This is a genomic window from Pseudomonas sp. NPDC088890, from assembly GCF_044900155.1.
GTDB lineage: Bacteria > Pseudomonadota > Gammaproteobacteria > Pseudomonadales > Pseudomonadaceae > Aquipseudomonas > Aquipseudomonas urmiensis.
In genome coordinates, this window is record NZ_JBJDNG010000005.1 from 180,431 (window position 1) to 201,583 (window position 21,153).

17 protein-coding genes, 2 tRNA genes and 2 pseudogenes are annotated in these 21,153 nt (G+C 57.3%); 5 read left to right on the forward strand and 16 right to left on the reverse strand.

Annotation, left to right across the window (positions count from 1 at the left end):
- Window positions 1-69: 69 nt before the first annotated feature.
- The 4 genes and pseudogenes from ACI2JX_RS13230 to ACI2JX_RS13245 form a co-directional block, all read left to right on the forward strand.
- Window positions 70-183 (forward strand): annotated as a pseudogene (locus ACI2JX_RS13230) (type II toxin-antitoxin system RelB/DinJ family antitoxin); the annotation flags it as partial.
- 589 nt (window positions 184-772) lie between these two features.
- Window positions 773-1,918 (forward strand): nucleoid-associated protein, encoded by a 1,146-nt coding sequence (locus ACI2JX_RS13235; RefSeq protein WP_404690243.1) that lies wholly within the window; start codon window positions 773-775, stop codon window positions 1,916-1,918.
- The gene (locus ACI2JX_RS13240) at window positions 1,919-3,235 is read left to right on the forward strand and encodes a hypothetical protein (protein WP_404690244.1); all 1,317 of its coding nucleotides are present in this window, start codon (window positions 1,919-1,921) and stop codon (window positions 3,233-3,235) included. It abuts the gene before it with no gap.
- 49 nt (window positions 3,236-3,284) lie between these two features.
- Window positions 3,285-4,241, forward strand: coding sequence for a hypothetical protein (locus tag ACI2JX_RS13245; RefSeq protein WP_404690245.1), 957 nt, complete (start codon window positions 3,285-3,287; stop codon window positions 4,239-4,241).
- A gap of 78 nt (window positions 4,242-4,319) precedes the next feature.
- On the opposite strand, the gene ACI2JX_RS13250 is transcribed toward ACI2JX_RS13245, so the two are convergent.
- From ACI2JX_RS13250 to ACI2JX_RS13295, 10 genes and pseudogenes are all read right to left on the reverse strand, one after another.
- A complete protein-coding gene (locus ACI2JX_RS13250) occupies window positions 4,320-4,595 on the reverse strand; it encodes a hypothetical protein (RefSeq protein WP_404690246.1) in 276 nt (91 codons plus the stop codon).
- Window positions 4,592-5,573, reverse strand: a pseudogene (locus ACI2JX_RS13255) (integrase domain-containing protein). The gene ACI2JX_RS13250 and the pseudogene ACI2JX_RS13255 overlap by 4 nt, the downstream one beginning before the upstream one ends.
- A 929-nt stretch (window positions 5,574-6,502) precedes the next feature.
- Window positions 6,503-7,822, reverse strand: a complete 1,320-nt coding sequence (locus ACI2JX_RS13260) for a tyrosine-type recombinase/integrase (RefSeq protein WP_404690247.1) — start codon at window positions 7,820-7,822, stop codon at window positions 6,503-6,505.
- 162 nt (window positions 7,823-7,984) lie between these two features.
- Window positions 7,985-8,060 (reverse strand) — tRNA-Thr (locus tag ACI2JX_RS13265).
- 98 nt (window positions 8,061-8,158) lie between these two features.
- A complete protein-coding gene (locus ACI2JX_RS13270) occupies window positions 8,159-8,407 on the reverse strand; it encodes a hypothetical protein (protein ID WP_404690248.1) in 249 nt (82 codons plus the stop codon).
- A 306-nt stretch (window positions 8,408-8,713) separates the two neighbouring features.
- On the reverse strand, window positions 8,714-9,940 hold the full coding sequence (locus ACI2JX_RS13275; RefSeq protein WP_404690249.1) for a methyltransferase: 1,227 nt from the start codon (window positions 9,938-9,940) through the stop codon (window positions 8,714-8,716).
- A 100-nt stretch (window positions 9,941-10,040) separates the two neighbouring features.
- Window positions 10,041-10,730, reverse strand: a complete 690-nt coding sequence (locus ACI2JX_RS13280) for an ABC transporter permease (RefSeq protein ID WP_264235258.1) — start codon at window positions 10,728-10,730, stop codon at window positions 10,041-10,043.
- Entirely contained in the window at window positions 10,727-11,422 is a 696-nt protein-coding gene (locus ACI2JX_RS13285) for an ABC transporter permease (protein WP_264235259.1), read from the reverse strand. The genes ACI2JX_RS13280 and ACI2JX_RS13285 overlap by 4 nt, the downstream gene beginning before the upstream one ends.
- Before the next feature lie 55 nt (window positions 11,423-11,477).
- A complete protein-coding gene (locus ACI2JX_RS13290) occupies window positions 11,478-12,233 on the reverse strand; it encodes an ABC transporter substrate-binding protein (protein ID WP_404690250.1) in 756 nt (251 codons plus the stop codon).
- A gap of 11 nt (window positions 12,234-12,244) precedes the next feature.
- Window positions 12,245-13,018, reverse strand: coding sequence for an ABC transporter ATP-binding protein (locus tag ACI2JX_RS13295; RefSeq protein WP_186552803.1), 774 nt, complete (start codon window positions 13,016-13,018; stop codon window positions 12,245-12,247).
- 672 nt (window positions 13,019-13,690) lie between these two features.
- On the opposite strand from ACI2JX_RS13295, the gene gabP reads away from it, so the two are divergent.
- Window positions 13,691-15,085 carry a GABA permease gene (gene gabP / locus ACI2JX_RS13300; RefSeq protein WP_186552802.1) on the forward strand — a complete coding sequence of 465 codons (1,395 nt, stop codon included), beginning with the start codon at window positions 13,691-13,693 and terminating at the stop codon, window positions 15,083-15,085.
- A 155-nt stretch (window positions 15,086-15,240) separates the two neighbouring features.
- On the opposite strand, the gene ACI2JX_RS13305 is transcribed toward gabP, so the two are convergent.
- From ACI2JX_RS13305 to ACI2JX_RS13330, 6 genes are all read right to left on the reverse strand, one after another.
- Window positions 15,241-15,684: a hypothetical protein gene (locus ACI2JX_RS13305; protein WP_186553220.1), complete on the reverse strand. Its 444-nt coding sequence runs from the start codon at window positions 15,682-15,684 to the stop codon at window positions 15,241-15,243.
- Between the two features lie 94 nt (window positions 15,685-15,778).
- The gene (gene ppk2 / locus ACI2JX_RS13310; protein WP_264235262.1) at window positions 15,779-16,792 is read right to left on the reverse strand and encodes a polyphosphate kinase 2; all 1,014 of its coding nucleotides are present in this window, start codon (window positions 16,790-16,792) and stop codon (window positions 15,779-15,781) included.
- A gap of 214 nt (window positions 16,793-17,006) precedes the next feature.
- A tRNA-Phe gene (locus ACI2JX_RS13315) sits at window positions 17,007-17,082 on the reverse strand.
- A 91-nt stretch (window positions 17,083-17,173) separates the two neighbouring features.
- Window positions 17,174-17,446 carry an oxidative damage protection protein gene (locus tag ACI2JX_RS13320; protein ID WP_186552800.1) on the reverse strand — a complete coding sequence of 91 codons (273 nt, stop codon included), beginning with the start codon at window positions 17,444-17,446 and terminating at the stop codon, window positions 17,174-17,176.
- Window positions 17,443-18,510 (reverse strand): A/G-specific adenine glycosylase, encoded by a 1,068-nt coding sequence (gene mutY / locus ACI2JX_RS13325; RefSeq protein WP_264235263.1) that lies wholly within the window; start codon window positions 18,508-18,510, stop codon window positions 17,443-17,445. The genes ACI2JX_RS13320 and mutY overlap by 4 nt, the downstream gene beginning before the upstream one ends.
- Window positions 18,507-20,759, reverse strand: coding sequence for an AsmA family protein (locus ACI2JX_RS13330; RefSeq protein WP_404690251.1), 2,253 nt, complete (start codon window positions 20,757-20,759; stop codon window positions 18,507-18,509). The genes mutY and ACI2JX_RS13330 overlap by 4 nt, the downstream gene beginning before the upstream one ends.
- Window positions 20,760-21,153: the final 394 nt, after the last annotated feature.

Below are 21,153 nucleotides of genomic sequence, written 5' to 3' on the forward strand. Positions count from 1 at the left end.
GCGCAGAGTGACAAAGGGTTGATGATCAGGGGATAGATGATTTGCGGTCAACGGTAGGTGGCGCTTTTGCAGTTACCCTTCAAACCTGTACCCATGACTGAGGACGATGAGGCGTTACTGGCAACGGTACGCGATCGGTTTGCTGCGCCTGAGCGGGTGAAGGTTTCGCTGGATGACCTATAGCCTTGGGTCGCTGTGGATAAACGTAGCGGGAGGAGGTTTATCGTAAGGCGGCTGAGCGTATGCCCGGGTGATTTGATTGAAGGGTGGGGCAGCTGAGAACAAAAAAGGCCCACCCGAAGGTGAGCCTTTGATGCTGTGTATGGTGCGGCACCAGGAGTCGAAAAATAATATAAGAGTCTGATTTATATCAGATTTATTTTATTATCTATAAGGAAATATCTCTAAAAATATCCTTCAGCACTCGCCCTATCCCTCAGAGAGTTGCCTTCATTGGAGTGAGTCGTGCCTATGTGAGAGGTGGTCAAGGCCCTTCAGGGACGGCAATTAGCTGGAAATGGAGTCGGTAAACGCCCTGCTGCCGGCAAAAAAAACCGGATATCCGCACGGAAAGCAGTTGTTGAAAAGTCTACGGAACTGTACGTTTATACAGCCTGAGATTGAGTGATGACGCTTGGCCATCATTGGCTGGAGGTGTATACAGAGTGAAGTCGGCATGGATGTCCTTCAGTTGCAGTTGCAAATGATGCCCGTGTCGTAATCTCTGACCTAGAAGTCAGACTATTGCAGGCTAATCAGCGGGGATAGCGGATTGAATACCTTATCGACTTCTATGAACCAAAGTGAACTAGAATCTGTAGATGATAGTTTGGTTTCTCCTCCAAGCTTTGAAATTGTAGCAGCTATTACGGCCTCATTAGAACGAGATGTCGAGTTGCAGGGTAAACCGTTCAAGTACGTGATGGGTACAGTTTGGAATCTCAAGAATCCTGCAGCTGTAGATTTTATTGAACAGGTTGAAAAGAAATTTAGAAAGAAAAATAAATTTCATAGCTATTTCTCAGGCCTTCCATCAAATCAGACTCCGCAAAATCTCCAAAGATATATCGACGACGATCTAAAATTTGGGGATTTTGCTGTGGCGGAGATGAGGCTGCTTACAAGCTACGCTAATGAAGCAGAGCGGGCGTCTCTCTCAGGCGGTAATCTTGTTTTCATTCATTACAAGAATTTTGGTGATGAGGATGATCATGGCCGTCTCATGATTGTGATGGTGGATAAAAAGGGTGCATTTGAGTTTGATGAAGAAAATTTAGAGCCTAAGAGGTTGCAGCCTATCGATACTGATGCACTAAGGCAGGCTGCGATGTTTGATTTAACTCTTTTTTCTGTTATTTATCCAGAGAAAGCCGGTGCGGCTTATCTTCACTTCATAGAAGGAAGATCAAAGTCAGAGTTTTTTAAATCTGCCCTAGGTTGTGATAGTGCGGTATCTAACAAGCAAAGCGTTGCAAATCTTTTTGAAGCCATTAAGCAGTTTTCTATTTCAAGTGCTCTTAAGAGTTCAGTGCAAGAAAAAATAACTGAGAAAGTATATGAGCATATCGAAAAGAATATTGGTAAGCAGGTTGCTTTGCTAGACATCCAACACATAATCGACAAGCAGTTGCCAGATGGCCATGCGTCAGTTGGGCAGTTCTCAGAATATGCTAACGAAAATGGGCATCAAATTAATCATGTATTTGAAGCTACTAGGCATGCTCTGAATAAAGGGGTGTCAATCCAGATTAAGGATTATCAAAACAACTACTCTGTCTCGGTTAAAGCCAAATCTATAGGTTATTCGGGTACCGATAAGCCTGTAATTGTGGATGAGGATTTGACATATATGATGATCCCCTTGTCTCAGGAAGATCGGGAGAATATTCGTATGGCAATCGGTAAAACTGAGGAATAAATGAAGCAGATAGCAGCATTACTTGAGGCTTCCACCCTCCAGATGGATGATGGCTATCTGGAAGTTTATTCTGATTCCACAAATCTGGAAGCCTTGTACGCCGCTGTCTGCGATCTGGGTTATACAGGTGAGAAGTCTATCGCCAAGTCAGATGATGGTTGTTATTTGTCTCTTGATTTAAGCGTTGACTCCTGGCCTGCCAAATCACCATTTTATCCTAGTGTGATGGATTTTTGGCAAAGTTCAATTTCTCGAAAAGATTTAGCGGAAAATTTTTACATAATCGAAAGTAAAGTTTTCAGCGGTCAAGAAGAAAAATCTCAGACTATTGAGAGCATTAAGTATTATTATCAGTGGCGGACGTTGTTGTCATCATTAAAAGATCACGGAGGAAACGAGGGCGTCGATTCAACTCTGATATTCTTTATTAGCACTGAAAAAGGTGCAAAGATGTACGAGGTAAATCCACGGAAAATTGATTTTTCTCAAGTCGTGGATGGATTCAAAAGCTGCGGGGGAAGTAAAGATATTTCTAATTTGTCCGATCTGATAGCAATAACTGATGGACATCAGAAAGAACGACGGGATGTATTAAGGGCATCGCTTGCTGAATTGTTAGAAGAGGAGCGCGCAGAGCCAGTTTTTTCATGGTTGCTCAAGCAAGGAAGTAGACTCAAGAAAAAATATCACGAAAATTATGATGTGTATCTTCATAAGTTTTCGGTAAACAAGTTACTCTCGGAAATCGAAGAAAAATCGACAGATTATATTTCGAAAATCAATGACTCGATATCTTCCAGCCAAGCTAAAGCATTTGCGATACCTGGTGCTTTAATCGCAATTGCGGCATTGATAAAAAACGCAGACTTTTTTTCGCTTCTATTTGTATGCGCAGGCTTGCTCAGCGTGAGTTTTTTGACTTTTGTTGCGAACAATATTCATTGCGAAGCTTACGGGGCGCTGAGGGAGCAAGTGCAGCGATCTCTTAAGAGATACGAAATAATTAAGAATGAAGATGCAGTTAGAGTTAGCGCTGAGGAAGCCAAGAAAAAGCTATTAGATCTGATTGACAGAGCAGTGAGTAGGCTGAGGCTCATCAACTATATGTCAATTGCGATTTTTCTTCTCGGTGTTATGTATACCGTACTGACCAGTCATGATGCCATAATTTATGCGCAGCATATTTTGATTTACGTTGTCAGTTATTTTGGTGTTTCATATAGCTCTATTTCGTCTTATGGCTACGTAAGCCATTTTAGCTTGGGGTTTTTTGAAAATAATAGGGCGGGTTGGCGATGGCTGTTAGCGGGCTGGTAATATAACCCCGGTATATCTTTCGGTGTGGACTACAAGAGATAGGTGCGATATGAGGCAGTATCAAGGGGCGGTTTTCTTTGTAGATATGCTGGGGGTAGGCGCTCTAACACAAGATCAGGTCACTCTCAGCGAGCGTGACTTTAATGCTTGGGGGCTTTCATCTTCCCCCCTTCCTACAGCAAATTTATTCTGCGGTCAGTTGCTGACAAAGTTCCGGCACTGCCTAGCATCAATCGGCGCCTCTCATAAAAAAGTTAAAGTAGCACAGCTATCGGATTGCGCTTATATTTGGTCTGAAAACGTTTTGGCTGTTTTGGATGCGGCTCGGGATTTTATGTGGAGCTCTGTAAGTACGGGGCTGCTCTCTAGAGGCGGCATCGCGTATGGTGAGATTGTTGAGCCGAGTAAAGTTAATCGATCTATCGGTCATTTTATTTTGGGAGGGGCGGTAACACGAGCGGTGAGTTTGGAAAGGTCGGGTAAAGGATGTAGGGTCTTTATTGATAATGCTATCTATGAGTATTCTGAGATTTTGCCAGGTAGCCCTTTCAAAGATGGCGCGGTGGCTGTATTAAAAAGTCCTATTGATGGTTTGCTGGTTAGAGAGTTTTGTTGGTATAAAACGGCGGGCAGTACTGGTGATTGGCGAAATGATCAGCATTATGCAGCCAAACTAATAATTGGTCTTTTGACTAAGCTGCAGCACTCTCCGTTTTTTAATTGGAATGAATTAACCCCTCAGGGGCGTGCTCAACTTGCCTGTAGTATTGATTCCGTTTCTCAAAGTACGTGTGAATTTATTGGTAATGGTAATTACCTGATGGCGGGGGAGCAGTATATCGAATCCACCGAATATCATGGGAAACGATGTCAGAATTTTTTTGAAAAAATACTTTGGTCACGGCTGGATGATATCGAAAGATTTTTTGTAAATGGTATGCAAAAAGATCCAATTCAGCGTTGGTTAGAGGGAAAAGGAAGGCTTTCAGTTCGCGGTGATGGCTAGAAATTTAGCTGGCTAGATATTTTTCGGTTGGCTGAGGCTGTGATTTAGTCACATGATTTTTTGATGAGCTGCTCTGACCTATAGGTGAAAGACCCATGACTTTCCTAGGCGTCGGGTGATTAGCCGGATTGTCAGTAAATAGTAATACCGCGTTGCCTCACTATACTGGCTCATGTGGCTTCCAAGAAACCAAGCTAGATGTTTTTTGTGCCAGGCCCATGGCATCTCTTTTTTCCAACGCTTCGAAATCTCATATTGGATTAATTTCGCCTGACGTAAATGACGTTGCTTTGTCACGTGCGACCCCGTCAGCATTCCTGCCAAGAACAGCTCCATGTCGAATGGCTTACTCATGTCTGTCCTCCAATGTAGGCCGCGACCACATCGATCCGACCGTGCCCCAACTCATAGCTGATTTGCCTTCGGGCCTCACGATCTAGGTTCCTATCTGCCTGGCAACATTGGCCGCCGTTGATAGGCGCGGGGTGTTGGGTGATCTGCTCATAGCGTTCACATGCATACGCCGCTCGTAGCTCATGAAAGCCTTTGAGCTTGTGTGCATGCAGGACGTCCCGCGCTGGGCGGATGATTTCCTGCAGGACATTCAGATAGCTTTCGTCTGGCGCAATCAGGTTGCGGCTACTCGCAGGCGACACCTGCCGTGCAAACCCAAGTGCGTCTCGAACATGGTGGTCCACCGCAATCCATCGTGTCGCTGAGGCGCCAGCTCGGCCGCCTTTGGTGCCATCCTGGATATTGATCCTGCCTAGGGTCGTTAGCCTCACGGCTCAGCCGTGGCAAGTCGGCTAGGATGGCCTCACGCAAGCGCATGCCGGTGGCTCGCGCCAACAGAACGATTGCAGCGGCCCGTAGCTGATGATCGCGGCAAAGCACATCGACAATCTGCTTAACCTGTTTGCGGTCTTGGCCCTGTGGCACCGAGTGTCGAACTTCGCTGCGCTGCATACCCAACGCCTTGCTTGGACTTGGCAGTTTCACATGCTGATCACCGCGAAGCGCTGCCATGGTCCTGTTAACGCTGGATAGTCGGTTTTGCGCGGTGCTGACGGCGAGATCACCGCTCTTAACAATGTCGCGCAGATACGCCGCATAGTCGGCCAATACCTTTCGATCAATCTGCCGCGCATCATTGATACCGGGCCCCTGATCGGAGCGGCACCACTTCACGAATGCCAACCATCGATCACTGTGCGCCTTGACCGTGCCGTAGTGGCCACCGCCGAACATGTCTTTCAGTGCCTGAGGTCCTGCGTAACTCAATTGCCTGCCGTAGCCGAAATTACGACCATCGCGTCTACCTACCAATGCCATGTCGATCACCTCATCGCCTGTTATCCGATCCTCGCCCCACGTCATCCCGCCAAGAATGTTGAGTGTTATCAGGGATCAAGGCCCCTGCGACCTGTGGGGATGTCCTCTAACGCGGGACTGGCGGCTCCTTACGTCCGGGAGCAAGGGCATCTCATGATCTGACCTCCTGGGCACCGTTACCGGTGGGCGGGTAGAGGCTGCATTGGCTGACGAGACCAGTGCCGCGAGATCCTGAGTCGGGTGAACGCAGCAATGCGATGACCGGGGCATGCCTGACTGTCAGTCAGGTGCAGTCCATTCCTTGGTCTGCGGCACCATCATCTACAGCGCTGTTGCTGGTGACATCGGCGTTTGTCACGCCGATTGTCACGAGTGAAGTTGCCGCAAAGCCAAATGCGATGGGGCTGCAGCAGTGTTAGACGCGCCCGTCTCTTTCCAGGAGAAAGAGAAGGGCGCAGGTTGGCGCACGCGAAATGGCCAAGCGGATGGGTTGCTGCTGAGCAGATGGGTAGGGTGGTTGCCGCAGGGGCAACGATATTTAGTTGGCATCCATCACATGGGTAGTGACCGTACGAGCTGCCGGACGCGAATCGTACTTGCGGGTGAATCACCGCGGGAGCGGCGTGACCTTTAAGGTTCGGGCCACCTGGGGTGCTGTCATCGACAGCTCTTGCGACTCCCGGTCTACGCTTGTGGACAATATTCGTCAAGCAGCGCGATATCAGGGATTTAGCGCCTGTGGATAAAACTATCCCCCGGTGGACATCAGTGGTTTTCCACAGACGTAAGCTGTGCCAGCAGTTTTTTTCTTAGGTATGGTCCTTTCAAACGGGGCGGCTTTGCAGCCCCGTTTGAAAGGACCCGCGCGGAGGAGCTTCATGCGGTGCTGTGGGTAACTTCACAGCAAGTTGAGGTGGTGGCGCGGCGGGTTATTCGGTCCTCTTGGCACTGCGAAGGCGCGTGACGTTCTCGCCCGTCTGCTTGGCAAACTCATGCGGCGTCACATGGTCCTCGCGGTTCGCCTCCAGAAACCGACTCCACCAGGTCATGATCATCCGGCGCTCTTCGAGGAACTCGGCCTTGTGGGTATAAGCGGCCCGCACGTTGTTGCGTTCCTTGTGGCTCATCTGCCGCTCGATAGCTGTCTCCGACCACAGCCCGGACTCGACCAGCGCACTGCACGCCATGGCTCGGAACCCGTGGCCGCAGATATCCACCTTGGTGTCGTAGCCCATCGTCCTGAGCGCGGCATTCACCGTGTTCTCGGACATCGGTTTCCACGGCTTGGCATCCCCCGCGAACACCAGCTCGAACTTGCCGGTGATCGCGTGGATCTGCTCAAGCAAGGCCACTGCTTGCGGCGATAAGGGTACAACGTGAATGTCTCCGGCCATTTTCGTACCCCTTGTGGAAAACGGTACGCCGTCGAGCGCCGGGCGGGTGTCGGGGATCTCCCAGATGCCGCGATTGAGGTCGAACTCGTTCCAGCGGGCGAAGCGCAGCTCACTGGAGCGTACGAACACGTGCAGCGACAGCATCACGGTAAGGCGTGTGAGTGGACGACCTTTGTAGTCGTCGATGCGTGCTTGCAGCTCTGGCAGCCGCGATAAGGGTAGTGCGGGTCGATGTGTAACCCGTGGTGCTCTGATCGAGCCGTCTAGGTCGTGAGCCGGGTTCGCGGTGATCAGCCGCAGCCGTTTCGCTTCGCGCATGATGCTTTGAAGGTAGTTCTTGATCCTAAGCGCCACGTCGATGGTGCCGCGTTTCGTCACGGCTTCTAGAGGCTGCATGAGGTCGTGGGTATCGAGCTCGACGATTGCCCTGGCACCGAGCAAAGGGAATACGTGAGTCTTCAACCGGCTGAGCACAGTCTTGGCGTGGCCCGGCGCCCACTTCGGCACCATCCCGGCATACCAATCGAGCGCAACGCTTTCGAAGGTACGGCCATTGATTACGGCCTGCACCTTGGCCTGCTGCTTGGACTGGATAGGGTCAATGCCGTTGGCGAGCTGCTGTTTGAGCTCGAAGCGCTTGTGGCGAGCGTCAGCCAGCCCGACCACCGGGTAATTGCCGAGTGAGGTCAGGCCCTCGCGACCATCGGGCTTCACGTACCTCAGCCGCCAGCCTTTGCGACCGTTGGGCTTCACGAGCAGGTAAAGGCCATCGCCGTCAAAAAGCTTGTACTCACGTTCGCGAGCCTTTGCAGTGCGGCAGGCGTTGTCGGTAAGGGGAGCCGTTGTGCGAGCCATAAGGGTACTTTCCAATGTCGAATTGGTAGGTATCCTTAAAAGTACCCTTATTAGCGCTGGCTACCCTCGGAATCCGACGGAACGCCAAAACGAAAAAACCCGCCAGAAGGCGGGTTTTTCGGGGGTTCCAGAGATTTTGAAAGCTTTCTATGGAACCTTGAATGGTGCCGGCACCAGGAATCGAACCCGGGACCTACTGATTACAAGTCAGTTGCTCTACCATCTGAGCTATACCGGCACAGGGGCGTCATTATAGCGATCGGTTGGCGGCTGTAAATACCTTCCGTGCGATCTTTGCATAAAGACCTAAGTTACCGCGCTGAAAGGAGAAATTTCCTACCAGCCGCGGTGGATGGTATTGACGCTTGGCTCGGGCGTGGCGGGGTTGAAAAACAGCTTGTCGTTGTCGCAACCGCGCTTGCGGCAAGACGTCTCGGTGCGCAGCGGTAGGCCATGGTCGCCGCCCAGCTGCATGCCAGGCGTATTCCAGCCCAGGTCAGTGGTTTTTGGCGTCGGGGCGTTGTTGGCGCAGCCGCCGAGGGCCAGGGCGAAGCTCAGCAGGGCGAGGGGTTTGGCTTGGATCACGATTTCGAAGTCCGTTCGTAAGTCTGGTTTTTTCTGGGTGCAAGGTGCGCAGTGATGGCAATTGTAACCTAGTGGATTTGTTCGGTGGGCACGTTGCCAGCTCCCATTTCGCGCTATGCCGCAAAACGCTTATGCACAAGGGGCATGCCAGCGTTGCGCTGAAGGCATGCCGTTGGTCGTCACCGCTGGTCTTTGCGCAAAGGCCTGTTTTTGTTGGGTTTGAAGATTCGAGAGGTAAGCGAGAGGCTTTAAATAGCACCTTGGATCCGAAATTATGCAGTGTTCATCAAAAGCTTGTGCACAGACTTATCCACAGGTTTTTCCAGCTTTTAGCTCGGCCATCAGCATCAGGTTGCGAGGGGTAAGTGGGTACTCGCAGAACAAGCCAACCTGCACGTTGTACCCCTGTTCTTGCAGGAACAGCGCACGATCGAGCACCAGCCACAGCTCCAAGGGCCGTCTGAACAAGTTGCGCACTCGCTCCAGGTTGCGCACGTGCGCCAAGCGTTGCCAGCCGGCAGCCTCCAATGCAGTCCAGTTGGGTTCGCCGCTGAGCGTCAGTTGCTTGAGTTCGGCCAGTTCACGGCAGTACTGGGCAAAGGGCTTTTCCAGCCAGCTGACGGGCAGGGACGGGATTGGCAGGTAGTCGTCGCTTTGGCGTTGCTCGCGTTGCAGCAGGTCAAAACCCAGTCGCCGTGCCATCGAGGTATCTCGCTGGCGGCGTACGCGGGCGCCAGCGGTGACTGTTTCGCTCAAGGGCAGGCCGAGGTCATCCAGGTCCAGCTGCAAGGTCGAGGCACGGGCGGCTGTGGACATCGGCTGGTAGTGCTCGGCCTGGATGCGGTTATAACAGCAGGGGGCCACGGCGACGTGCTGGCAGCCCTGCTCGGCGGCTAGGCGCAGCAGGCGCACATGCAGATCACCACAGGCATGCAGGGCGACCACGCTTGTGGTGCCATCCAGATGACGGGCGCTGTCTGCGGCCATGACATCCTGATGCTGGTGGATGGCCGGGAGCTGATGGTGATCGCTCAAGGCCTGGCCGGCTGCCACCAGCGCGGCATCGTATTCAAGGCAGGTCAGCTGTTGGCCGGGCTGCAACAGGCGGCGGCCGAGGTGGCCTTTGCCTGAGCACCAATCCAGCCAGTGCTGGGTGTCCTGGCGAAAGCTCAGGCGACGGCTGAAGGCTTCGATCTGTTGCCATTTGCGGCCCGGCACGCCGACGTCGAGGCGCTGGCCGGCGGGGGGCAGGCCTGCATCAGGTAGCTCGCCGAGCTCGCTCAGGTGCTGGGCTTGGGTGGCAAGCTCGGGGAAAGGGGCGGGCAGTTGGCTGGGGTCGAGTTGGGCGTCGGCGTCTTCTAGCGAGCGTTGGCGCAACCAGGTCGAAAGCTGTGGGTGTTGGGCTTCCCAGGGTAGCTGTAATGAGGTGAACGGCCTTGGTTGCCACAGGTGTTGGTGCTCGACGATGAATGAGTCGAGGGCCTGGAAGCGTTCGAGGAGTTGAGCGCTGTGGAGCACCGGCGTGGTTTTCATGGGCGTTGGGCGTAGGAAGTCAAAGGGTGTCAGTGATGGCCTCATCGCGGGGCAAGCCCGCTCCTACGGAGTCAGTAGGAGCGATGAGGCCGCTACTGACTCAGCGCCCTTGGCAGGCGTCCACGCGCAACCAGCGTTCCAGCAGCTTGAACCCTTGCACCAGCAAGAACGAGATCAGCAGGTAGAACAAGCCGGCAGCAAAGAAGATCTCCACCGGCAAGTAGGTGCGGGCGATGATGGTCCGTGCCATGCCGGTCAGTTCCAGCAGGGTGACGGTACTGGCCAGGGCGCTGGCCTTGAGCATCAGGATCACTTCGTTGCTATACGCCGGCAGGCCTATGCGCGAGGCGCGTGGCAGCATGATGTAGAAAAGTGTCTTGGCCCGCGACATGCCCAGCGCGCGCGCCGCTTCGATCTCACCCTTGGGGATCGCCTGCAACGCACCACGCAGGATCTCGGCGATGTAGGCGGCAGTGTGCAGGGTCATGGTCAGCACGGTGCACCAGAACGGATCGCGCAGGTAGGGCCACAGCGAGCTGCTGCGCACTGCATCGAACTGGGCCAGGCCGTAGTAGACCAAAAACAGCTGCACCAGCAGCGGGGTGCCGCGGAAGAAGAAGATGTAGCCGTAGGGCAAGGCGCGTACGTACCAGTGCCGCGAAGCGCGGGCGACACCCAGCGGGATCGCCAGGATCAATCCGGCGATGACCGCGATAGCCACCAGCTCCAGGGTCAGGGTTGCGCCCTGAGCGAGGCGTGGCAGCCATTTGATGATGACTTCCCAGTTCATTGTTCGGCCCTCACGAAGCCGCGAGCGGCGCGTTTTTCCAGGAAGTACATGCCGGTCATGGCGATCACGGTAAGGCTCAGGTAGATGCAGGCCGCAACCATGTAGAAGGTGAACGGCTCCTTGCTCACGGTCACCGCGATCTGCGAGTGACGCATGATTTCTTCCAGGCCGATCACCGACACCAGCGCGGTGTCTTTCATCAGGATCATGAACAGGTTGCCCAGGCCCGGCAGGGCGATGCGCCACATTTGCGGGAGGATGATCCGCGACAGGATGCGGCCCTTGGACAGGCCCAGGGCCAAGCCCGCTTCACGGTGGCCCTTGGGAATCGCCAGGATCGCGCCACGGAACACTTCCGTGGCGTAGGCACCAAAGCACAGGCCCAGGGCGATTACGCCCGCAGCGAAGGCACTGAGCTCAAGGCCGGGGATATTCAGGGCTTCGCCCAGGCTGTTGACCAGGCCAACAGTACCGAAATAGATCAGCAGGACCCACAGCAGCTCAGGTACGCCGCGAACCAGGGTCGAGTAGAAGCCGCCAAGCCATTGCAGTGGCTTGATCGAAGAAGTCTTGGCCAGTGCGCCGAGCAGGCCCAGGACCAGCCCCAGCAGCAGGGCGCAAAGCGCCAGTTTTACGGTCATGAAGGTGCCAGCCAACAAGGCCGGACCAAATCCGTGCAGGTCGATATTCATGGGTAGATGCGTTCTAGGGACCGACACGCCGCAAGGGCGTGCCGGTCGGGGCGAATCATTCGATGCTGAACGGGAAGTACTTGTCGTTGATCTTCTTGTACGTACCGTCGGCTTTGATTTCTTTCAGGGCGGCGTTGAGGTCGTTACGCAGCTTGTCGTCACCCTTGCGCACGGCGATGCCGATCTTGTCGGACTCTTCTACAGGCTCGCCCTTGAACTCGTAGTTCTGGCCGTCCTTGCTCTTGAGCCACTCGTACTGCACGTACTTGTCGGCGAGGATGCCGTCGATACGGCCCGCCAGCAGGTCCAGGTAGGCGTTTTCCTGGGTGTCGTACAGCTTGATCTGAATATCATCGCCGTAGTTGTCTTCCAGCCAGGTGCCGGCCAGGGTTGCACGCTGGGTACCGATGAACTTGCCCTTGAGCGAGGCCTTGTCGGTTTTGAAGTCGACGTTCTTCGGCGCGATGAACTGCAGCTTGTTCGAGTAGTAGGGGTCGGTGAAGTCGACCGCTTGCTTGCGCTCATCGGTGATCGACAGCGACGACACCAGGAAGTCGAACTTCTTGGCGTTCAGGGCGGGGATGATGCCGTCCCAGTCGGAGGTGACCACCGAGCACTCGACTTTCATCTTCGCGCACAGGGCGTCGCCGATGTCTTTGTCAAAGCCCACGACGTTACCGCTGGCATCCTTGTTGTTGAACGGCGGGTAGGCCGCTTCGATACCCATGCGCAGTTTTTCCGCGGCCATGGCGTTGGCCGAGAAGACCAGGGTGGCGGCGGCGGCCAGGAGGAATTTCTTGTAGGTCTGCATGTATTGCTCCGTTAGCGGTGGCTGGACATGAATTGCTTGCAACGCGCCGAGTTCGGGTTTTCAAAGACCTGCTGCGGCGTTCCTTGCTCTTCTACCAGGCCCTGGTGCAGGAAGACCACTTCACTGGACACCTGGCGGGCAAAGTTCATCTCGTGCGTCACCAGCAGCATGGTACGGCCTTCGTCGGCCAATGCGCGGATAACGTTAAGCACTTCCTGGACCATTTCCGGATCGAGCGCCGAGGTCGGCTCGTCGAACAGGATGACCTTGGGCTTCATGGCCAAGGTACGGGCAATGGCGGCACGCTGTTGCTGGCCACCGGAAAGCTGGGCGGGGTAGCTGTGACGCTTGTCGTAGATGCCAACCTTGTTCAGCAGCGCTTCGGCGTGTTCGATCGCCTCGGCCTTGCTCTGGCCCAGCACCCGGCGCGGCGCCTCGATGATGTTGTCGAGAATCGACATGTGCGGCCACAGGTTGAAATTCTGGAAGACAAAGCCGATCTCGCTGCGCAGGCGATTGATCTGGCGGTTGTCGGAGGGGATCAGGTCGCCATTCTTGGCAGCCTTGAGCTTGAGCTCTTCGCCGGCGACGAGGATCTGCCCCTGGTGCGGGTTCTCCAACAGGTTGATGCAGCGCAGCAGGGTGGACTTGCCGGAGCCGGACGACCCCAGGATGGAGATCACGTCACCGTCACGGGCGGTCAGCGAAATGCCCTTGAGAATTTCCTGCTCGCCGTAGCGTTTGTGCAGGTTGCGGATTTCTAGCGCGGGCGTGGCCTCGGCCATGTGCGGTCCTCATGTGTTCGGGTGCGTTCCCAGCTGTTGGCGGCCTTCCTGGCGAGCGCCACGCTAGCATAGCGGCTCAGTGACATCCAACCGGGTCGCAGGGGGCTCGGGTCGCTGGCGGGACAGTTTGTCGCATCGCTGCAGCGCAACGTCGCGAGGATGTCCGCAGACCTTTGCGCCCAGCACCAGAGCCTTGATGAAAAAAGGCGCGATGGTGCCAGCTTTGGCTAAGCCTGGGAAGCCGTTTTTGGCCTCTTCGCGGCTAGCCCGCTCTGACAAATACCCCATAAACCTCAGGGATTGCGCCAAACCCTGTGGGAGCGGGCTTGCCCGCGAAGGATTCGACGCCTACTTGAGGGTTGCGCCGAAGGTTGCACTTTTCTGCCTGGTTATTGTGCGCAGGTGTTACCGAGGAGCACCTTTGGTGCGTTTGTAAGTGGGTATTTCTGTAATCTGGACTTGGCATGGGGGTTTGGCGGCCTTTCGGTCAAAGCCTGGCCGAATGCCCTGCAAGCCGCGCCATATCTGCCTGCTGAAAGATTTCAGACGAAAGCCATTCTCACCTGGCCCGGTAATTGCCATCTGGAAATCACTGAATGCAGCGACGCCGACTTTCACCCCAGGCGTGCTGGCCGTCATTCGTGTAGTCCACCTCCTTACAAAGGTAGTTTTATGAGCGGTAACAATTCCAACGACCTCGCTCAGGGGCTCAAGCAACGGCATGTGACCATGCTGTCCATTGCTGGCGTGATCGGCGCCGGTCTGTTCGTCGGCTCCGGCCACGCCATTGCCGCTGCCGGCCCTGCCGTACTGCTGGCCTACGCCGCCGCCGGTACCCTGGTGGTGCTGGTGATGCGCATGCTGGGCGAAATGGCGATTGCCTCGCCTGACACCGGCTCGTTTTCCACTTATGCCGACCGCTCCATCGGGCGTTGGGCAGGTTTCACCATCGGCTGGCTGTACTGGTGGTTCTGGGTCTTGGTAATCCCGCTGGAAGCCAACGCCGCCGCAGCCATCCTGCATGCCTGGTTCCCTGCGGTCGATCTGTGGGCGTTCTCGCTGCTGATCACCCTGGCGCTGACCCTGACCAACCTGTGCAGCGTGAAGAACTACGGCGAGTTCGAGTTCTGGTTCGCCTTGCTCAAAGTACTGGCGATCATCGGCTTCATCGTCGTCGGTTGCGCCGCCATGTTCGGCATGGTGCCCAGCAGCCAGGTCAGCGGTGTCAGCCACCTGTTCGACACCCAAGGCTTCATGCCCAATGGCCTGGGCGCCGTGCTGGCAGCCATGCTGACCACCATGTTCTCGTTCATGGGGACCGAGATCGTTACCATCGCTGCTGCCGAATCGAAGGATCCAGGCAAGCAGATCAGCCGCGCCACCAACTCGGTGATCTGGCGTATCTGCCTGTTCTACCTGGTGTCGATCTTCCTGGTCGTCGCGCTGGTGCCGTGGAACGATCCAGCCCTGGCCGAGACCGGTTCGTACCAGACCGTGCTGAGCATGATCGGCGTGCCGAATGCCAAGCTGATCGTTGATATCGTCGTGCTGATCGCCGTTACCAGCTGCCTGAACTCGGCGCTGTACACCTCCTCGCGCATGCTGTTCTCGCTGAGCAAGCGGGGCGACGCCCCGGCTGTGGCCCAGCGCACGACCAAGGCCGGTACGCCACACTGGGCAGTGTTGCTGTCTACTGCTGCGGCCTTCCTTTGCGTGTTCGCCAACTTCGTCGCACCGGCGCAAGTGTTCGAGTTCTTGCTGGCCAGTTCCGGTGCTATCGCTTTGCTGGTGTACCTGGTGATTGCCGTATCGCAACTGCGCATGCGCAGCCAGCGCGAAGCGCGTGGTGAGAAGATCGACTTCAAGATGTGGCTGTTCCCCGGCCTGACCTGGGCGACCATTGCCTTCATCATTGCCGTGCTGGTGGTGATGGCGATCCGTCCGGATCATCGCGCCGAGATCGTGGCGACCGCGTTGCTGAGCATTGGTGTGGTGGCAGCGGGTCTACTGGTGCATCGCAAGCGCAAGGCTGATGAAGCGGCGGGTCGGGTGGCGCTGGATAACTGATCCAGGCTGCTTGAACGCAAAAGGCCGCGCCCTGTGAAGGGTGCGGCCTTTTTGTTGCTCTGTGCGGGCCTGTTCGCGGGCAAGCCCGCTCCTACAGGATTGCATGCTACCTGTGGCAGCGGGCTTACACCGCGAGGAGGGGCCGTTAAAGCGCTTCAGCCAAACTGTTTTTGCTGTTGCTGCTGCTTGGCCACCACCTCGGATGCGGCGATGTAGGCCTGCTGGAACTCGTCGCTCTCCAGCCAGGCCATGGTGGTGTCTTCGTCGGCGCCGTCCAGCCAGGTGCGATAGGCAGTGAACACCAGCACGATGTAGTCGGTGGCGTGCTCTTCCTTGTGGCCCTTGAGCACCAGCGCCAGCAGCGGGTCGACCAGGAACACCGAGATCATCGCGACCAGGCCGCTCTCCTGGGCCACCTTCATCTTCTCGAACAGCTCCTTGTAGCTGTCCGACTCCATGGCCTTGTTGAACACCTGCTCGATGCTGGCGCTATCGCCAGCGCTGGCCTTGACCGCTTGGCCGCCACGCACCATGCGGTTTTGCTTGGCCTTGGAGGCGGCGCGCTTGGCGCGTTTCTGTTGTTTGCTGTTAGAGGCCATGGGCGCAATCCTTCGGTAAGTCTGGAAATTGCGCGTATTGAAGCCTAATTGCCGTACAAACCCAAGTATTGTGGGTTACCCAGCCCCAGCTACATCAGCTCGCCGCTGCTGGGGGCTCATCCTCCTCGAAGCCCCGCGATGCACGTCCCACTAGCAACGGATCCGGCGCGTGCGCCACGCTCAGGTCCTTGCCTGGGTAATCCAGCGAATGCAGGAAGTGCCGGATGCAGTTGATCCGCGCGCGCTTCTTGTCATCGGACTTGATCACCGTCCATGGCGCGTCGCCGGTATCGGTGTGGAAGAACATCGCTTCCTTGGCGGCGGTGTAGTCGTCCCATTTATCCAGCGACTTGATGTCGATCGGCGACAGCTTCCAGTGCTTGAGCGGATCGTCACGCCGCGAGATGAAGCGCCGTAGCTGCTCCTCGCGGTTGACCGAGAACCAGTACTTGAACAGCAAGATCCCGCTGTTGCACAGCATCCGCTCCAAATCAGGCGCCTGGCGCATGAACTCCAGGTATTGCACCGGCGTGCAGAAATCCATCACCCGCTCGACCCCGGCGCGGTTGTACCAAGACCGGTCGAAGAAGACCATTTCCCCCGCAGTGGGCAGGTGCTGGATATAGCGCTGGAAATACCACTGGCCCTTTTCCTGCTCGGAAGGCTTCTCCAGTGCCACGATGCGCGCGCCACGCGGATTCAAATGCTCCATGAAGCGCTTGATGGTGCCGCCCTTGCCAGCTGCATCGCGTCCTTCGAATAGCACCACCACGCGCTGGCCGGTGTCCTTCACCCAGCTTTGCACCTTGAGCAGCTCGATCTGCAGGGCGTGCTTGGCCTTCTCGTAGTCGTTGCGGCGCAGACGGGTGACATACGGGTAGTTGGCCGGCAAGCGCGCCGAGGTGCTGTCCTCGTTGCTGCCCTTGCGCGCAGTGGCCACCTGCAACGCGGCAGGCTGCTGGCTGACCGTGATGATCGAGCTTTCGCCTGTGGCCTTGGCCGCTGGCTTGCGCTGGCGAGGGCGGCGCGTGCGCGGGGGTGGGGTGACGCTGGGCGTGGCCTCGACGCTTGGCGCGGCGGAAAGAAGCGGGGTGGATTCGTCGCTCATGGAAGTCCTTGCGGGTCGATTCGAGTGTCCACCTGGCATGCTAAGGCGTTTTCGCGAGCGGCTAGTTGATTCGGGTCAAGGAGGGGATGGGAGGGGGTGGCTGCTGTGCAGCCATTCGCGGGCAAGCCCGCTCCCACAGGGTGGTTGGTGGGGGCTGGATAAAACTCGGGCAATAAAAAAACCCTGAATCTTTCGATTCAGGGTTTTAGTGTTTTGGTGCCCAGAGACGGAGTCGAACCGCCGACACGAGGATTTTCAATCCTCTGCTCTACCGACTGAGCTATCTGGGCAACGGGGCGCATTAAAAGGCTTTTTCAGGTTTGCGTCAACGACTTTTTGAAAATTTTTTAAATTAATTCCGTCGCTTACGATTTTGCTGGGTCATTCGGCCGGTGGCACGTAGCCGTCAGCCTTGGCGTAATCCTCGCCGGAGAAGTATTTGTCCATCTCCTGCTGGAGGAATTTGCGGTCCTCGGCATTCATCATGTTCAGGCGCTTCTCGTTGATCAGCAGGGTCTGGTGTTTCTGCCACTCATCCCAGGCCTTCTTCGAGATGTTGTCGAAGATGTCCTGGCCTTTGGCGCCTGGGTACGGCGGGCGCTCAAGGCCAGGCAGCTGTTCGTGGTATTTGCGGCAGTTCACGGTGCGGGTCATCGGGGCTCTCCTGCAATCAATTGGTCGGCCGCGCGTTTGAGCAGCTTCTTGACCGGGGCGGCGAGGCCCAGGCGCGGCGGGGTGGCGAGGTTATACCAGAGCCAGTCAGGCTCGGCCACGTGCGCGCCGAGCGGATCGACGCGGACCAGCCAAGGCTCGATGGCCAGCTGGAAGTGGCTGAAGGTATGGGTCAGGCCATCGAGGGCCTGGCTGCCGGTCAGGCGCAGGCCGTGCTGGTAGGCCAGGTCATCGAGCTGCTCCAGGCTGTCTAGCTCGGGCAGGCTCCACAAGCCGCCCCACAGGCCGCTGGAAGGGCGCCGGTAGAGCAGGATGGCGCCTTCTTGGTTGGCCAGGATCGGCATCAGCGTGCGCCGCTGTGGCAAGGTCTTGCGCGGCTTGGGCTCGGGGTAGTGAGTCTCCTGGCCGAGCAAGTGCGCCTGGCAGCCGCGCTGGAGCGGGCAGATCAGGCAGCTGGGCTTGCTGCGCGTACACAGGGTCGCGCCCAGGTCCATCATCGCCTGGGTGTAGTGGTTGGCGCGGGCGTGTGGGGTGTAGCGCTCGGCAGTGGCCCACAGCGCGTTGGCCACCTTCGGCTCCCCCGGGTAGCCGCCCTGGGCGCTGTAGCGGGCCAGTACGCGCTTGACGTTGCCGTCGAGGATCGGCGCGCGGATGCCCATGCTGATGCTGGCAATGGCGCCGGCCGTGGAGCGACCAATGCCAGGCAGCTCGGTCAGCTGCTCGACACTACGCGGGAATTCGCCGCCATGCTGGTTGACCACGATCTGGGCGGCTTTTTGCAGGTTGCGCGCGCGGGTGTAGTAGCCAAGCCCGGTCCACAGGTGCAGCACTTCGTCTTCCGGCGCCTCAGCCAGGGCCTGCACGGTCGGCAGGGCCTGCATGAAGCGGTCGAAGTAGTTGAGCACGGTGCTGACCTGGGTCTGCTGCAGCATGATTTCCGACACCCACACCCGGTAGGGGTTGATGCCCTGTTGCCAGGGCAGGTCGTGGCGGCCGTGCTGGTCGTACCACTCCAGCACTGCGCTGGAGAACTGCTGGGGGCTCATCGCTTGAACAGCCCCTTGAGTGCGTCTTTCAATTCAGGGCTCACTTTGTCTCCGAGTTTCTCGTCGAGCTTTTCATCGATCTTGTCTTTGAGGCGGTTGCCGGCGAGTTTGGCGGCAACCTTGCCCAGGCCGTCCTGATCCAGGCGACAGGCCTTGGCGCCAAGCTCCAGCGGGCCACGGCAGCGCAGCGGCACTTCGACGCCGACATAGCGCTCGTTGACCTGGCAAGCCGGGTCGGGCATGGCACGCTGATCGCCTTCGACCACTACGCCAATCCGGTAGTCCATGCCCAGCACGCGCAGGTCCAGGTCGCCCTGGCCGTTGACGGTCAGGCCGGGGATGCGCGCCTTGAGGTCAGGGTTGCTGGCCACGCCATTGCGCACAACCAGGCTGCCGCGCAGTTCCTCGAACGGCGTGTCCTTGCCGCGCGGCTCACCGCTGAGCGACTTGCGGTTGAGGGTGGCGATGGCCTGGCATAGCTGCTGCTCCAGGTTGGCGTTGACCAGTACACCATCATTGATGGTGAAGCTGGCGTTGCCATTGAGCGTGTCGACCAGGGCCTTCTGGCTGTTGCCGGTGGCGGTCAGGTCGCTGTTGAGGGTCAGCAGGCCTTTGACTGGCGGCGTCTGGTCAGGGCTTTCGGACTTGATGAAGTGCTCGACCGGCACCCGGTTGATCTTGGTGTTGACGCCGATCTGCGGCACCGCCGGGCGTACATCGAGGGTGCCCTTGGCTTCGAAGCTGCCGTTGTACAGCCCGCCACGCAGGGTTTCCAGGGTGACCAGGCCGCCCTGGCCTTTGGCCTTGAGCTGGGCGTCAGTGATGGGCAGCTTGTCCAGGGTCAGCGCGCCGAAGCTGAGCTCGGCTTGTAGATCGAGTGCGCGCAGGCGATCGACCGGCAGCAGTTTGTCGTTGCTCCAGGCCACCTGGGTCGGGGCGTTAGGCAGGGGTGAACTGCCAGCGCCGGCCACGGCGGTGGCTTGCTGCTGCTTGACTTCGGCCTGGCGCGCAGCGGTGGCGCCCTTGGCTTGTTCGCTCTTGGCCGGGAAGTAGCGATCGGCGTCGAACTTGTCGCCTTTTAGCTGCAAGCGCAGGGCTTGCTTGGCGAAGTCTTCGATTGCCACGCGGCCGCTGAAGGTGCTGTCGTCCAGTTTCACCGCCAGGTCTTCCAGCGCCAGGCTGTTAGGGCTACCCGCCAGGCGGCTGACCAGCTCCAGCTTGCCGAAAGCGGCTGGATCGGCAGTGGCGGGCAGCGGCTGGCCGATGCCGTCGAGGAAAGTGCGCAGGTCGAACTGGGCAATCGACAGCCCGCCGCTGACCTGTGGCGTCTTGTCCAGCTCGCGCACATTCAGCTCGCCAAGCGCGCGCAGCTGGTTGGCGGAGATCTTCAGGCCATTCCACGAGGCGACATTGGCCGCCATATCGACCAGCAGTTGGCCTTGGGCGTTGAAGGTCAAGGTCTTGCCAGCCAGCGGTTCGCCCGAGGTTTCGCCGGACAGGCGCATGTCTTCGAGGTTGTAGCGCTTGAGCTTACGGTCAAAGCGCAGTTCGCCGGTCAGCTCAGTGCGGGCTTTGATGTTCGGCTGCGCGGCGCTGAGGAAGGCGCTGGCCTTCAGGGCAATGTTCGCCCCTTCATGCACCGGGCCGGTGCTCAGCTGGATACTCTCGGCGCTGACGCTCTGGCCAGTCTTGGCATCGGTGTATTGCACCCGGGCGTTGTTCACCGTCAAGCTGTCGATATCCAGCTTGACCGAGCGTTCGCTGGCGTTGTCGGCAGCTGCGGGCTCGCCCGCGGGCGTTGCAGCGGGGGCGTTGGGCGTGCTGGCGCTGGCATCTTGCGCAGGCAGCGGCTTGCCGATGTCTTGCCAGTTGCCGTGGCCGTTCTCATCGCGGATCAGGTTCAGGTTCAGGCCTTCGACCCGGACATCGCTCATCTGCACTTCGCGGCGCAGCAAAGGCAGCACGCGCACTGACAGACCGAGCATCTGCAGGTCGGCGAACGGCTCCTTAGGCTTGTTCAGGGTGGCGATGCTGGCTTCATGCAATTCCAGGCCGAGCCAGGGGAACAGGCTCCAGCCGATATCGCCATTGAGGGTCAGCTCGACGTGGGCCTTGTCGCGCGCCAGTTGGCGAATCTCGTCTTTATAGTCGTTGGGATCGAAGAGGTGGGTCAGGGCGAAGCCCAGTGCCACGATGATCAGCAGCAACCCGAGAAGTCCCAGCCCCAGGATTTTGCCGAACGCTTTCATGGGCGAGTCCTTGTAGTCCGATTTTTGAAAATTCAAGCGCCAGAGTATAGCGCCGCGACTAGCTGCCCTGAGTATTCGACTAGAGATACAGGGCATTTCCTACTAATTGAGCAGATTACACAGGATCGTGCAGGCGCGGGCTGGTCCCGCGATAGGGTCAGCGCGGGTGGATAACGCGCGGGATTTCGACCGCCGCCACCCGGACAGTTCCTCGAATGGGCTCAGCTGTTGAAAAAATAACGATATCAGTTTGCTTTCATTGAGCGATTCAGCTGGTAATCTTGCGCCGCTTTCGGAGCATAACGCGACCTTTTGTCGCGGATGCCGCCACGTTAACGGCCGGGCCATGCCTTGGTGCACTTGGATAAGAGCCGCACGTCACATCCGCAAAGCA

Excerpts from the sequence above, each read along its gene's own strand:
- ACI2JX_RS13290 (WP_404690250.1), bottom strand. The coding sequence starts at position 12,233 with ATGCAGACCTACAAGAAATTCCTCCTGGCCGCCGCCGCCACCCTGGTC.
- mutY (WP_264235263.1), bottom strand. The coding sequence starts at position 18,510 with ATGAGCCCCCAGCAGTTCTCCAGCGCAGTGCTGGAGTGGTACGACCAG.
- ACI2JX_RS13250 (WP_404690246.1), bottom strand. The coding sequence starts at position 4,595 with ATGAGTAAGCCATTCGACATGGAGCTGTTCTTGGCAGGAATGCTGACG.
- ACI2JX_RS13305 (WP_186553220.1), bottom strand. The coding sequence starts at position 15,684 with ATGGCCTCTAACAGCAAACAACAGAAACGCGCCAAGCGCGCCGCCTCC.
- gabP (WP_186552802.1), top strand. The coding sequence starts at position 13,691 with ATGAGCGGTAACAATTCCAACGACCTCGCTCAGGGGCTCAAGCAACGG.
- ACI2JX_RS13245 (WP_404690245.1), top strand. The coding sequence starts at position 3,285 with ATGAGGCAGTATCAAGGGGCGGTTTTCTTTGTAGATATGCTGGGGGTA.
- ACI2JX_RS13330 (WP_404690251.1), bottom strand. The coding sequence starts at position 20,759 with ATGAAAGCGTTCGGCAAAATCCTGGGGCTGGGACTTCTCGGGTTGCTG.
- ppk2 (WP_264235262.1), bottom strand. The coding sequence starts at position 16,792 with ATGAGCGACGAATCCACCCCGCTTCTTTCCGCCGCGCCAAGCGTCGAG.
- ACI2JX_RS13240 (WP_404690244.1), top strand. The coding sequence starts at position 1,919 with ATGAAGCAGATAGCAGCATTACTTGAGGCTTCCACCCTCCAGATGGAT.
- ACI2JX_RS13320 (WP_186552800.1), bottom strand. The coding sequence starts at position 17,446 with ATGACCCGCACCGTGAACTGCCGCAAATACCACGAACAGCTGCCTGGC.
- ACI2JX_RS13275 (WP_404690249.1), bottom strand. The coding sequence starts at position 9,940 with ATGAAAACCACGCCGGTGCTCCACAGCGCTCAACTCCTCGAACGCTTC.
- ACI2JX_RS13295 (WP_186552803.1), bottom strand. The coding sequence starts at position 13,018 with ATGGCCGAGGCCACGCCCGCGCTAGAAATCCGCAACCTGCACAAACGC.
- ACI2JX_RS13260 (WP_404690247.1), bottom strand. The coding sequence starts at position 7,822 with ATGGCTCGCACAACGGCTCCCCTTACCGACAACGCCTGCCGCACTGCA.
- ACI2JX_RS13280 (WP_264235258.1), bottom strand. The coding sequence starts at position 10,730 with ATGAACTGGGAAGTCATCATCAAATGGCTGCCACGCCTCGCTCAGGGC.
- ACI2JX_RS13285 (WP_264235259.1), bottom strand. The coding sequence starts at position 11,422 with ATGAATATCGACCTGCACGGATTTGGTCCGGCCTTGTTGGCTGGCACC.